At 70.5% G+C, this 12417-nt stretch carries 11 protein-coding genes and 1 pseudogene; 6 read left to right on the forward strand and 6 right to left on the reverse strand.

What is annotated here, in order from left to right; genetic code table 11:
* Positions 1–28: 28 nt before the first annotated feature.
* Complete coding sequence (locus ACFU95_RS02910; protein WP_383820800.1) at positions 29–1144, reverse strand: magnesium and cobalt transport protein CorA; 1116 nt, start codon at positions 1142–1144, stop codon at positions 29–31.
* Positions 1145–1650: 506 nt separating this feature from the next.
* On the opposite strand from ACFU95_RS02910, the gene ACFU95_RS02915 reads away from it, so the two are divergent.
* Positions 1651–2235: a suppressor of fused domain protein gene (locus tag ACFU95_RS02915; protein ID WP_383820802.1), complete on the forward strand. Its 585-nt coding sequence runs from the start codon at positions 1651–1653 to the stop codon at positions 2233–2235.
* 30 nt (positions 2236–2265) lie between these two features.
* Here the strand turns inward: ACFU95_RS02915 and ACFU95_RS02920 are convergent, their stop codons facing one another.
* Entirely contained in the window at positions 2266–3492 is a 1227-nt protein-coding gene (locus tag ACFU95_RS02920) for an MFS transporter (protein ID WP_383820805.1), read from the reverse strand.
* 159 nt (positions 3493–3651) lie between these two features.
* Here ACFU95_RS02920 and ACFU95_RS02925 point away from each other — a divergent pair, with 159 nt between their 5' ends.
* The 3 genes from ACFU95_RS02925 (at position 3652) to ACFU95_RS02935 (ending at position 6118) form a co-directional block, all read left to right on the forward strand.
* Positions 3652–4293: a DUF6758 family protein gene (locus tag ACFU95_RS02925; protein ID WP_383820807.1), complete on the forward strand. Its 642-nt coding sequence runs from the start codon at positions 3652–3654 to the stop codon at positions 4291–4293.
* 193 nt (positions 4294–4486) lie between these two features.
* Positions 4487–5344 carry a PHP domain-containing protein gene (locus ACFU95_RS02930; protein ID WP_383820809.1) on the forward strand — a complete coding sequence of 286 codons (858 nt, stop codon included), beginning with the start codon at positions 4487–4489 and terminating at the stop codon, positions 5342–5344.
* 168 nt (positions 5345–5512) lie between these two features.
* Positions 5513–6118 carry a MarC family protein gene (locus ACFU95_RS02935; RefSeq protein WP_383820811.1) on the forward strand — a complete coding sequence of 202 codons (606 nt, stop codon included), beginning with the start codon at positions 5513–5515 and terminating at the stop codon, positions 6116–6118.
* Positions 6119–6197: 79 nt separating this feature from the next.
* Here ACFU95_RS02935 and ACFU95_RS02940 read toward each other — a convergent pair whose 3' ends face one another.
* Positions 6198–6350: a hypothetical protein gene (locus ACFU95_RS02940; protein ID WP_107083726.1), complete on the reverse strand. Its 153-nt coding sequence runs from the start codon at positions 6348–6350 to the stop codon at positions 6198–6200.
* Between the two features lie 206 nt (positions 6351–6556).
* Between ACFU95_RS02940 and ACFU95_RS02945 the strand changes: the two genes are divergently transcribed.
* Positions 6557–7450: an NYN domain-containing protein gene (locus ACFU95_RS02945; RefSeq protein WP_030053072.1), complete on the forward strand. Its 894-nt coding sequence runs from the start codon at positions 6557–6559 to the stop codon at positions 7448–7450.
* On the opposite strand, the gene ACFU95_RS02950 is transcribed toward ACFU95_RS02945, so the two are convergent.
* Together ACFU95_RS02950 and ACFU95_RS02955 are read right to left on the reverse strand one after the other, a co-directional pair.
* Positions 7447–8385 carry an alpha/beta fold hydrolase gene (locus ACFU95_RS02950; RefSeq protein WP_383820814.1) on the reverse strand — a complete coding sequence of 313 codons (939 nt, stop codon included), beginning with the start codon at positions 8383–8385 and terminating at the stop codon, positions 7447–7449. The genes ACFU95_RS02945 and ACFU95_RS02950 overlap by 4 nt on opposite strands.
* 71 nt (positions 8386–8456) lie before the next feature.
* Positions 8457–10590, reverse strand: a pseudogene (locus tag ACFU95_RS02955) (DEAD/DEAH box helicase); the annotation flags it as partial.
* A gap of 471 nt (positions 10591–11061) precedes the next feature.
* Between ACFU95_RS02955 and ACFU95_RS02960 the strand changes: the two are divergent.
* On the forward strand, positions 11062–11826 hold the full coding sequence (locus tag ACFU95_RS02960) for a ferritin-like fold-containing protein (protein WP_383820817.1): 765 nt from the start codon (positions 11062–11064) through the stop codon (positions 11824–11826).
* Between the two features lie 69 nt (positions 11827–11895).
* Here ACFU95_RS02960 and ACFU95_RS02965 read toward each other — a convergent pair whose 3' ends face one another.
* On the reverse strand, positions 11896–12165 hold the full coding sequence (locus ACFU95_RS02965; RefSeq protein ID WP_383821400.1) for a hypothetical protein: 270 nt from the start codon (positions 12163–12165) through the stop codon (positions 11896–11898).
* Positions 12166–12417: the final 252 nt, after the last annotated feature.

Consider the following 12417-nt stretch of genomic DNA (forward strand, 5'->3'; position numbering starts at 1 on the left):
CCAGCCTATCCAGCCGGATCCGGCCCGCTCAGAGCCAGCCGTTCCGCTTCAGTGTGCGGTGGATGCCGAGGCAGATGCCCACCGTGATGCCCATGATCACCGGGTAGCTGTACTTCCAGTGCGTCTCCGGCATGTAGTCGAAGTTCATGCCGTAGACGCCACACACCATCGTCGGTACGGCGATGATCGCCGCCCACGACGTGATCTTCCGCATGTCCTCGTTCTGGGCGACGGACGCTTGCGCGAGGTTGGCCTGGAGGATCGAGTTGAGGAGCTCGTCGAAGCCGATGACCTGCTCGTGCACGCGGGCCACGTGGTCGGCGACGTCCCGGAAGTACTTCTGGATGTCCGGGTCGATCAGCCGCATCGGCCGCTCGCTCAGCAGCTGCATGGGGCGCAGCAGGGGCGAGACCGCGCGCTTGAACTCCAGCACCTCGCGCTTGAGTTGGTAGATCCGCCCCGCGTCCGTGCCGCGCGGCGTCCCCTTCCGCCCCGGCGAGAAGACCTCGGTCTCCACTTCGTCGATGTCGTCCTGCACCGCGTCGGCGACGGCGATGTACCCGTCGACGACATGGTCGGCGATAGCGTGCAGCACGGCCGACGGACCCTTGGCGAGCAGCTCGGGGTCGTCCTGGAGGCGGTGCCGCAGCGCGCGCAGCGAGCCCTGCCCGCCGTGCCGGACGGTGATGAAGAAGTCCCGGCCGGTGAAGCACATGACCTCGCCGGTCTCCACGACCTCGCTATTGGCGGTGAGTTCGTCGTGCTCGACGTAGTGGATGGTCTTGAAGACGGTGAAGAGGGAGTCGTCGTAGCGCTCCAGCTTCGGGCGCTGGTGCGCCTGCACGGCGTCCTCGACGGCCAGCGGGTGCAGCCCGAACTCACCGGCGATACCGGAGAATTCGGCCTCGGTCGGCTCGTGCAGGCCGATCCACACGAAGCCCCCGTCGCGCCGCACCTGACGCATCGCCTGGTGCGGGGTCAGCGGCTTGTCGGTCTGCAGCCGACGGCCGTCGCGGTACACGGCGCAGTCGACGACGGCGGAGGGAGTCGCGGGGTCGCGGGTGGTGTCGTACGCGCCGCTGTCCTTGCGCAGCGAGACGCGGGAGGGACGGACGACGGCACGCAGGTCGCGGATCATCGACATGAGCAGGCTCCTTCGCAACGGGCAACGAAGCGTGAAGAACCGCAGCACGGTTGGAACTACCCGGAATGGGGACGTCCTGGCCTCAGGATGTTTGGCACGTCCACAAAGCGGGGAGCACCGCACCGTTGCGGTGATGGGCTTCGTTGCTGATTCAGATCGGGCCGATCAGGCAAAGCGAAACGAAGTGCTCTTCCGTGTGAGGACGCAAGCGTGAAAGGACGGCGGTCAGCCGGAGCGGAACAGCCGAATCAGCTACATCAGCGGCGGGAAGAGCGAGTGGTACTGCACGGTCGACTTCGATCCATGACAGCCCCACCTCCTCCGGCCGGTCCCTCGTAAGGGACGTTCCATACCCCGTTCGGGGTTCCCCGTAGGGGAGTCTCTCAGGCGTCGGGACTCGATCGCGACGCTTCTGCGTGCTGCCCCGAACACCGGGCAAGAGTATCAGCCGACTGAAGTGTCAAGGCGCTGCTTTGCCGGGTACTGACGAGTTCTATGCTCGCCGCATGGCTGATGTTCTTCCTCTGGTCGAGGCCCGGTTGCGCACCGCGCTGGGCGAACCGGACGCGCGCGCGGCGGTCACCTTCCTCGGTACGGACCGCATCGAGGTGCTCCGCTTCCAGGAGGGCGACCTCGTCCGCTACGCCACGCTCGGCATGTCCGCGCACCCCATGAGCGACCCCACCGCGATGGTCGCCGACCCGGTCAAGGGGCCCCGAGCCGAGCTGGTCCTCTCCGTCCGGGCCGGGATCGCCGACACCGACAAGGCGCTCCGCCCGCTCGCCGTGCTCGCCGCGTCCCCGCAGGTGGAAGGTGTGATCATCGCCCCCGGAGCCTCCCTGGACGTCGGCGAGCCGCTGTGGCCCGGCGCACCCTTCACATCGGTCCTGGTCGCCGAGTCGGGTGGCCTGGTCGAGGACCTGGAACTCGACGGGCCCGCCGACCCCGTGCACTTCCTGCCGCTGCTTCCCATGACTGCGAACGAGGCCGCCTGGAAGCGTGTGCACGGCGCCCAGGCCCTCCAGGAGCGCTGGCTGACGAGCGGGACGGACCTGCGGGATCCCGCCCGCAAGTCCGTCCCGCTGGAGTGAGGAACCTCACCAACCGGTGGCTGAAAACCGTCAGTTGGCGAACACGGTGACGCTGTCCTCGGTCGCGTGCCTGGTCTCCAGCTCCTCCGCTTCGTGCGTGAGCGAGTTCCGCCGTACGACGACCACGAGCGCGCCCGCGACAGCCGTGACCGCCGCCACCGCGAACGGGACGCGGACACTGCCGGTCCACTCCTCGATCCTCGGCGCGAAGTAGGGCGCGGCCGCCGCCGCGAACCAGCGCACGAAGTTGTAGCCCGCGCTCGCCACCGGGCGCGGCGCGTCCGAGACGCCGAGGGCCAGCTCCGTGTAGACGGTGTTGTTCACGCCGATGAACGCGCCGGACAGGATCGTGCAGACGACGGCGGTGGTGTGGTCGCCGTAGCCGAGGACCAGCACGTCCACGGCGAGCAGCGCCAGCGAGGCGCCGAGCACCTTCAGCGAACCGAACCGCTTCTGCAGGCGCGGCGCCACGATCACGGAGAACACGGCGAGCAGGACGCCCCAGGCGAAGAACACCGCACCGGACCGGTACGGGCTCATGTTCAGCACGAACGGGGTGAAGGCCAGCACGGTGAAGAACGTGTAGTTGTAGAAGAACGCCGAGGCCGCCACGGACGCGAGGCCGCCGTGCCCGAGGGCCTTGACCGGGTCCAGCAGCGAGGTCCTGCGGGCCGGCTTCGGCTGTTCCTTCAGGAACACCGCGATGCACAGGAAGCCGACCGCCATCAGGAAGGCCGTACCGAAGAACGGGTAGCGCCAGCTGGCGTCCCCGAGCAGCGCGCCCAGCAGCGGCCCGCAGGCCATGCCGAGGCCGAGGGCGGACTCGTAGAGCAGGATCGCCGCCGCGCTGCCGCCCGCGGCCGCGCCGACGATCACGGCGAGGGCCGTGGAGACGAAGAGCGCGTTGCCGAGTCCCCAGCCCGCCCGGAAGCCGACCAGCTCGTCGACCGATCCGGACGTGCCCGCGAGCCCGGCGAAGACGACCACGAACGCGAGGCCGAGCAGCAGGGTCCGGCGGCCGCCGATCCGGCTGGAGACGAAGCCGGTGACCAGCATCGCCACGGCGGTGATGAGGAAGTACGAGGTGAAGAGCAGGGAGACCTGGCCGGCCGTGGCGTTCAGGCCGCCGGCGATGGACGGCAGGATCGGGTCGACGAGTCCGATGCCCATGAAGGCGACGACGGACGCGCCGGCCGTCGCCCATACGGCCTTCGGCTGCCGCAGGATGCTGCCCGTTCCCGCGTCGAGGGGGTCCATGACGTTTCTCCGATCCGCACGAGGTAGCTGGCGGCTACACATAATATGTTAGCTAGGCTAATTAATGCAAGCTACATCTATATTGGCCGACGAACCGGTTCCGTCCGGACGGGTGATCGTCCTTGACGTGACGCGGAAGGGGTAGGACCGTGGGGGCCTATGAGGGGCGAACCCAGTTGCCCGAAGTGTGGTGGCCGGGTCAGGGCTCCCGGACTTTTCGCCGACACCTGGCAGTGCGACGTGCACGGCACCGTGCATCCGGTGCAGCCCGTGATCCCGCCCAGTGTCGAGGCCCTCGGTGTGGTCGTGCACCGCGCCCAGGTGCCGGTGTGGATGCCGTGGCCGCTGCCGATCGGCTGGCTGTTCACGGGTGTCGCCAGTGCGGGCGACGACCGCAGCGGAGGCCGTGCGACGGCTGTGGCCTGCTCCGGTCCCGGCCCGCTCGGCGGCATGGGCGAGCTGATCCTGGTCGCCGAGGAACTCGGGGTCGGGCTCGGCGCGCGCTACGCCGGCATCGACGGGCCGGATCCGGGGTCGTACATGAACGTCGAGAAGCCACCCCAGGCCAAGGTTCTCGCCGCGGGCCGTCCGACGCCGCTGTGGCATGTGTCGGGTACGCCCGACGACCGTGCCGTGTTCGCGGGGGAGGCGCTCGGGATGTGGCTGTGGGCGGTCATGTGGCCCGAACAGTCGGGGTTGCTGATGTACGACGAACTCGTCCTGACGGATCTGCGGGATGCGGGGGCCGAGGTCGAGTTGGTGCCCTGTGGAGCGTTGTCCCCGCGCTTGCTCGGGCCGTAGCGCCTACGGGGGTGGGGGCGGCTCTTGCGTGGCGGCTGCGGGTCTTCTGTGGCTGGTCGCGCAGTTCCCCGCGCCCCTGAGGTGGGTGCGTGTAGGGGTCTCTTGCGCTGTGTGGGTGTGACATGAGGTCGTTGAAAATCCGGTTATCCTTGAGCGGCCCCTTCCGTGTCGTCCCCCGTCTGGAGTTCGCGTCGTGCGTATCGATCTGCACACCCACTCCACCGCTTCCGACGGTACGGACACGCCCGCCGAGCTGGTGCGCAACGCCTCCGCGGCGGGGCTGGACGTCGTGGCGCTCACCGATCACGACACGAGCCGTGGGCACGCCGAGGCGATCGCCGCGTTGCCCGAGGGGCTCACCCTGGTCGCCGGTGCCGAGCTGTCCTGTCGTCTCGACGGCATCAGCATGCACATGCTGGCCTATCTCTTCGATCCCGAGGAGCCGGCCCTGCTCGCCGAGCGGGAGCTGGTGCGGGACGACCGGGTGCCCCGGGCCCAGGGCATGGTCGCCAAGCTGAACGAGCTGGGCGTGCCCGTCACCTGGGAGCAGGTGCTGCGGATCGCCGGTGACGGTTCGGTCGGGCGGCCGCATGTCGCCTCCGCGCTGGTCGAGCTCGGTGTCGTACCGACCGTGGGGGACGCCTTCACCGAGGACTGGCTGGCCGACGGCGGGCGGGCTTTCGTGGCGAAGCACGAGACCGATCCGTTCGAGGCGATCCGGCTGGTCAAGGCCGCGGGCGGGGTGACGGTGTTCGCGCATCCCGCCGCGAGCAAGCGGGGGCGTACGGTGCCGGAGTCCGCGATCGCCCAGATGGCCGCGGCCGGGCTCGACGGCGTCGAGGTCGACCACATGGACCACGACCCCGACACGCGTGCGCGGCTGCGCGGGCTCGCCAAGGAGCTCGGGCTGCTGGCGACCGGGTCCAGCGACTACCACGGCAGCCGCAAGACGTGCGTGCTCGGCGAGTACACGACGGACCCCGAGGTGTACGGCGAGATCACGCGGCGGGCGACCGGAGCGTTTCCGGTCCCGGGGGCCGGCGGGGTCTAGGCCGGCCACCTTCACGTTCGTTCTGGGGCACCCGGCGTTGCCGGCTGTGCCCACCCGTTCCGCCCTGCGGAACGACTGCCCACAGCGGTAGCGGTAGCGGCACGGCGTAGTGCTGCGGTGCTGCCCGCCCACCGTGCGTTTCCCTCACCTCGCAAGGCTTGCCTCCCCATGTTCGACCTCGCCGTCTTCGGCTCCCTCTTCCTGACCCTCTTCGTCATCATGGATCCCCCCGGGATCACCCCGATCTTCCTCGCGCTCACCGCCGGCCGGCCGGCCAAGGTGCAGAAGCGGATGGCCTTCCAGGCCGTCTGTGTGGCGGGCGGGGTGATCACGGTCTTCGGGCTCCTCGGCCACCAGATCCTCGACTACCTGCACGTCTCCGTCCCGGCGCTGATGATCGCGGGCGGACTGCTGCTTCTGCTGATCGCGCTCGACCTGCTCACCGGCAAGACGGACGAGCCCCAGCAGACCAAGGACGTCAACGTCGCCCTCGTCCCGCTGGGCATGCCGCTGCTGGCCGGGCCGGGTGCCATCGTGTCGGTCATCCTCGCCGTGCAGAAGGCGGACGGCGTCGGCATGCAGGTGTCGGTGTGGACGGCGATCCTCGCCATCCATGTCGTGCTGTGGCTGGTGATGCGGTACTCGCTGCTGATCATCCGGGTCATCAAGGACGGCGGTGTGGTCCTGGTGACGCGGCTCGCGGGCATGATGCTCTCGGCGATCGCGGTGCAGCAGATCATCAACGGCGTCACGCAGGTGATCCGGGGCGCCTGAGCCCGACGTAAGCGCGAAGCCCCCGTACGGGCCTGGTGCCGTGCGGGGGCTTCGAAGCTGCTGCGGTGATCCGCGTCTGTTATGAGGCCGTGGTCTCGGCCGGTCGGATCCACAGTCGCTGCCCTATCGCGGCGGCCTGCTGAACGATCCGGTTGACGGAGGCGGCGTCCACGACGGTGCTGTCCACGGGGGTCCCGTCGAACTCGTCGAGTCGCATGATTTCGAAGCGCATGGCTTCTCCCTTCGTCTGGTCATCCTCCTGAGGAGAACTACTGGGTTACACACGTATGCAACGGGCTGTGTGTTACAAACATTCCCTACGCTAAAGAAATTTTTCGAACGACTAACTACTCACCGGTAAGCGGTCGCTGAGAGATCAAGAGGAGACTGACCGGGACCGGTTGTGTTCGCAGCGTGACCGCCGGGACAATAGAGGCGATGAACGACGACCTCGCGGCACTCGCCGCCCGCATCGACCACACCAACGAGCTGCTCCAGCGCATGCTCGCCGAGGTGGCGAAGACGCCCTCCACCCATGCGATCTTCGTCGACGCGGGCTACCTCTACGCGGCCGCGGGACGGCTCGTCGCCGGAACGGAGGACCGCCGGGCCTTCGATCTGGACGCCGAGGGGCTGATCGAGGCACTCATCGACCGGGCCCGCACGATCTTCGCGGACAGCAGGCTGCTGCGCGTCTACTGGTACGACGGCGCGCGACGCCGCATCCACACGGCGGAGCAGCAGTCGATAGCCGAGCTCCCCGATGTGAAGGTGCGGCTGGGCAACCTCAACGCCAACAACCAGCAGAAGGGCGTCGACTCACTGATCAGGACCGATCTGGAGTCCCTGGCCAGACACCGCGCCATCAGCGACGCCGCCCTGCTCGGCGGCGACGAGGACCTGGTCTCGGCGGTCGAGGCGGCGCAGGGGTACGGGGCGCGGGTGCACCTGTGGGGCATCGAGGCGCCGGAAGGCCGCAACCAGGCCGAACCGCTGCTCTGGGAGGTCGACAGCCAGCGCACCCTCGACCTCGACTTCTTCAAGCCGTACGTCTCCCGGCGCACGGCCGCCGCGTACGAGGCCGCGGGGTCCCGGCCGACGCGGGAGGATGTCCGGTTCGTCGGCGCGCAGATCGCGGCGAAGTGGCTCGCGGCACGCGGCCGGGAGTCGCTCGTGGAACTGCTGCCCGGGCATCCGTATCTGCCCGGGTCCGTCGACCAGGACCTGCTGGTGGAGGCGGAGGGCCTGTTGCAGTACTCCCTGCGCGGGCAGGCGGATCTGCGAAGGGCGCTGCGGGACGGCTTCTGGGAGCACCTGCAGACGCAGTACTAGGCCCCTGCCGGGCGGGCGCGGTCACCGTCCAGGGTGTCCCAGAAGTCGGCCACGGCTTGGGCCGTGCGCAGCGGCTGGTCTGCGTTGGGGGAGTGCTCGGCGCCGGGAATGACCGTGCGGCGGGCGTTCAGCCGGGCGGCCATGTCGTCGAGGACCGGGACCGGCCAGGTGTCGTCACTGGCTCCCGACAGGACGTGGAACGGGAGCGACAGGGCCGCGAGGTCGTCGACACGGTCCGGCTCCGTGCACAACTGACGCCCTGTGGCGAGGAGTTGAGCGGGCTTCGTGCCGAGCCAGCGGCGGCGCAGCAGGTCCTCGCCGCCGATGCCGCGCGCCGGACCGCCGACCTCCTCGGGCGGCCCCATGGCGAGGATCGCCTCCCAGGTCTCGGCCATGGTCATCACCGCGAGCGCGTCCCGCAGCAGCTTCACGCGCTGCTGCTGGGAGTCGGAGATCTGCGCGGGACCCGACGCCATGAGGGTGAGCGAGCGGAACGGCGCGTGGTCGAGCAGAACGGCGGCACGGGCGATCTGGCCGCCCAGGGAGTGACCGAAGAGGTGGAGCGGGGCGCCGAGGTCGCCGAGGGCCGCCGCCTGGGCGAGCACGTCCCGGGCCAACTCGCCTCGCGCGTACGCGGATTCGTCGTGCTCCGGCCCGTCCGACTCGTGCTGTCCCCGCCCGTCCACGGCGACCGTACGGTAGCCGCGCGCCGCCAGCGGCTCGTGCATGAACGTGAAGTCCTCCTTGCTGCCGGTGAACCCGGGGAGCAGCAGGGCGACACCGCGCGGCTCGACCCCGGGGGCAGCGGGCGAGTCGACGACGGCGAACGTGCCGCGGGAGGTGTGGAGGGGGTAGGCGCGGGCGTTCGGGGGCGGCGTGAAGACGGGTTCGGTGGTCACGGGGGGAGGGTAACCGCTGCACCGCGAGACCCCCACCCGTAGACCCCGCCGAACGCCGACGGCCCGGCCCCGCGCTGGGCGGGACCGGGCCGTCGTACGGGAGATCAGCTCTCCGCGGGCTCCACGGCTGCCGTGGCCTTGCGGGTACGGCGCACCTTGGGCTTCACCTCGGCCGTGCCGTCGGCCGTCGCCACACTCGCAGCCGTCGCCGTGGCCTTGCGGGTACGGCGGCGAGGCGCGGGCGCCTCCGTGGCGACCGGCTCCGTCGTCGCCTGGGCCGGGATGTCGGCGGCCGGGGCGGCGGCTTCGGCGGTGGCCGCGGTCTTGCGGGTGCGGCGTGCCTTGGGCTTGGCCTCGGTGGCCTCGGCCGTGTCGAGGGCGGTCTCGGCGGCGGCCGTCGCCTTGCGGGTCGCGGCGCGGCTTGGTCTCCGCGGCCTCCGGGGCCTCCTGCACGGCCTCGGGGGTGCCCTCGGCCGTGGCGACGGCGGTCTCCGCCGGGGCCGTCGCCTTGCGGGTGCGGCGGCGCGGCTTGGCGGCGGGAGCCTCCTCGGGCTCCGCGACCTGGGCAGCCGCAGTCGCAGCGGCCTCGGACGGCTGCACGGCCTCCGTGACCTTCGTGGCCTCGGCCTCCGCCGGAGTCGCCTTCGGCTCCGCCGACTTGCGGGTCCGGCGGCGGCGCGGCTTGGCCGACACCTCCTCGGTGGTGTCCAGGGACGGGCCCTCAACCGTGGCGACGGCCGCCTCTGCCGCCTCGGGCGCCGAGGACGTGGCCGACACGGCCGCGGTCGGCTCTGCCGCCCCGCCGCGCGTACGGCGACGGCGGCGCGGGGTGCGCGGCGCGGTCACGGACTCCGCCGTGGCGGCCTCGACGGTCTCGTCCGCCGCGGCGGGACCGGCGGCCGGCGCGGCCGCCCCGTCCAGCGACGCTCCGCCGCGCGTACGGCGGCGGCGACGCGGCGTGCGCGCCGAGCGCTCGCGGTCCGACGAGGACGAGCGGGACTCGTCCCGGCCGCCCCGGCTGCCACCGCGACCGCGTGCACCGCGCCCACCGGTCTCGCCGAGGTCCTCCAGCTCCTCCGCCGCCAGCCCGGCGCGGGTGCGCTCCGAGCGGGGCAGGACACCCTTCGTGCCCGCGGGGATCTTCAGTTCCTCGAAGAGGTGCGGGGACGTGGAGTACGTCTCCGGCGGGTCGTTGAAGTTCAGCTCCAGCGCCTTGTTGATCAGCTGCCAGCGCGGGATGTCGTCCCAGTCGACGAGCGTGATCGCCGTACCTGTGTTGCCCGCGCGGCCCGTACGGCCGATGCGGTGCAGGTACGTCTTCTCCTCTTCCGGCGACTGGTAGTTGATGACGTGCGTCACGCCCTCGACGTCGATACCGCGGGCGGCGACGTCGGTGCAGACGAGGACGTCCACCTTGCCGTTGCGGAAGGCGCGCAATGCCTGCTCGCGGGCGCCCTGGCCGAGGTCGCCGTGGACCGCGCCGGACGCGAAGCCGCGCTGCTGGAGCTGGTCGGCGAGGTCCGCCGCGGTGCGCTTCGTACGGCAGAAGACCATGGCCAGTCCCCGGCCGTCGGCCTGCAGTATGCGCGAGACCATCTCGGGCTTGTCCATGTTGTGCGCGCGGTAGACGTGCTGCGCGATGTTCGCGACCGTCACGCCCTCGTCGTCCGGCGCGGTGGCACGGATGTGGGTGGGCTGCGACATGTAGCGGCGCGCGAGACCGATGACCGCGCCCGGCATGGTCGCCGAGAACAGCATGGTCTGGCGCCGGGCCGGCAGCATGTTGATGATCTTCTCGACGTCGGGCAGGAAGCCCAGGTCGAGCATCTCGTCGGCCTCGTCGAGGACGAGCGCCTTGATGTGCTTGAGGTTGAGCTTCTTCTGGCCCGCGAGGTCCAGCAGCCGGCCCGGGGTGCCGACGACGACGTCGATGCCCTTCTTGAGGGCCTCGACCTGGGGCTCGTAGGCCCGGCCGCCGTAGATGGCGAGGACGCGCACGTTACGTACCTTGCCGGCGGTCAGCAGGTCGTTGGTGACCTGCTGGCACAGCTCGCGCGTGGGGACGACGACGAGCGCCTGCGGGGCGTCGGTGAGGGCCTCGGGCTTGGCACGCCCGGCCTCCACGTCGGCGGGGACGGTGACGCGCTCCAGGAGCGGGAGACCGAAGCCCAGCGTCTTGCCGGTGCCGGTCTTGGCCTGGCCGATGACGTCCGTGCCGGAGAGGGCGACGGGGAGGGTCATCTCCTGGATGGGGAAGGGGTTGACGATGCCGACGGCCTCAAGGGCCTCAGCGGTCTCGGGAAGGATTCCGAGCTCTCGGAAAGTCGTAGTCAGGGTGCTGCCTCTTCTGTGTACGCGGTGCGAGGCGAGCGCGGGGGTCTTGACGGACCGTGCCGGGGACGTCGGCTGCCGTACGGTCGGGCCGTAAGGCACGGGACCACTGCCGACGCTCTAGCGCTCGTACCGCTGAGGGTGTCCCTCCGGTCGTCGTACGCAGAGTGCCGTACGGCCGGGGAGGGCTGTCGGGTCGGAGCCGATCGGGCCACCGACCGGGCATCCTCATAACGTGCGGCCCGTCGAATACGTCAAGGTACTCAGCGGGCGCATTACCACCATACCCCGGAAACGCGCACATGCGATGGCCGAATTGGTCACGTAGTCGGCGTCACAGTGATTGACCAGGGACTTCCGTGACACGGTGAGCGGGCTATTGTGCGCTTCATGACGACGCCTGACAACACCTCCGACGTCCCTGACCCCTCCGACTCCCCTGCCGAACACACCGGGGTCGCCGCCCAGGACTGGGCGCGGGCCTCCGCCGACCCGCAGTACCGGGCCGCTGTCGTCGACCTGCTCGGCGCGCTGGCCTACGGGGAGCTGGCGGCGTTCGAGCGGCTGGCGGAGGACGCCAAGCTGGCGCCGACGCTGGCGGACAAGGCGGAGCTGGCGAAGATGGCGTCGGCCGAGTTCCACCACTACGAGAAGCTGCGGGACCGGCTCACCGAGATCGGGGCGGAGCCGACGCAGGCCATGGAGCCGTTCGTCGCCGCGCTGGACGGGTTCCACAAGCAGACGGCGCCCTCCGACTGGCTGGAAGGGCTGGTCAAGGCGTACGTCGGCGACTCGATCGCCAGTGACTTCTACCGGGAGGTCGCCGCCCGGCTCGACTCGGACACGCGTGGGCTGGTGCTGGCCGTGCTCGACGACACCGGGCACGCGTCGTTCGCCGTGGAGAAGGTGCGGGCTGCCATCGATGCCGACCCGCGCGTGGGCGGGCGTCTGGCGTTGTGGGCCCGGCGGCTGATGGGGGAGGCGCTGTCGCAGTCCCAGCGGGTGGTCGCCGACCGGGATGCGCTGTCCACGATGCTGGTGGGGGGAGTCGCGGACGGGTTCGATCTCGCGGAGGTCGGGCGGATGTTCTCGCGGATCACCGAGGCCCACACCAAGCGGATGGCCGCGCTGGGGCTGGCGGCGTAGGGTTCCCGCCCCGCCGCCCCTACCCGTCCCCTCTCCGAAGGGCTGGAGATGCCCGTCAGTCCTCGGGGTCTACGCGGTCGCCGAGTGTCGGCTCAGTCTTCCCGCGGGGCGTACCAGCAGGGAGAGAGAGGCGGCGGAGACGACCGCCGAGCCGATGAGGATCACGAAGAGGTTGCCGAAGTCCAGCGCGGTGTGGGTGACGAAGGCGCCGAAGAGGGCACCGGCGACACCGGTCGGCAGGACCAGGGAACGGGCGGGCAGGCGGTGCGGCAGGCGGTGGGCGGCAGCCCATGCCAGGGCCAGGCCGAGGATCGCGGAGCTGAGCGCTTCCAAGAGCATGCTGGGGGTCCCTCCCACATTGCCGACCTGCTCGAAACGGTCGTAGCCCGTCATACCCCTGACCTGCGGAATGCAATCCTCCTCTGTGATCGACCTGTGCTCCGTCCGTGGAGGAATCCAGGTCGTGGGGAGCGTGGACAGACGGGAGGGGGGCGGGGGGCAGGGGGGGCCGGGAGCCCCCCTCTTCCCCCTTTTTCCGGGCCCCTCTTCCACACGCCCAAAACCCCCCCCCTCCGGGCAGGGCGCCCCAAC

This window comes from Streptomyces sp. NPDC057623, from assembly GCF_042800355.1.
GTDB lineage: Bacteria > Actinomycetota > Actinomycetes > Streptomycetales > Streptomycetaceae > Streptomyces.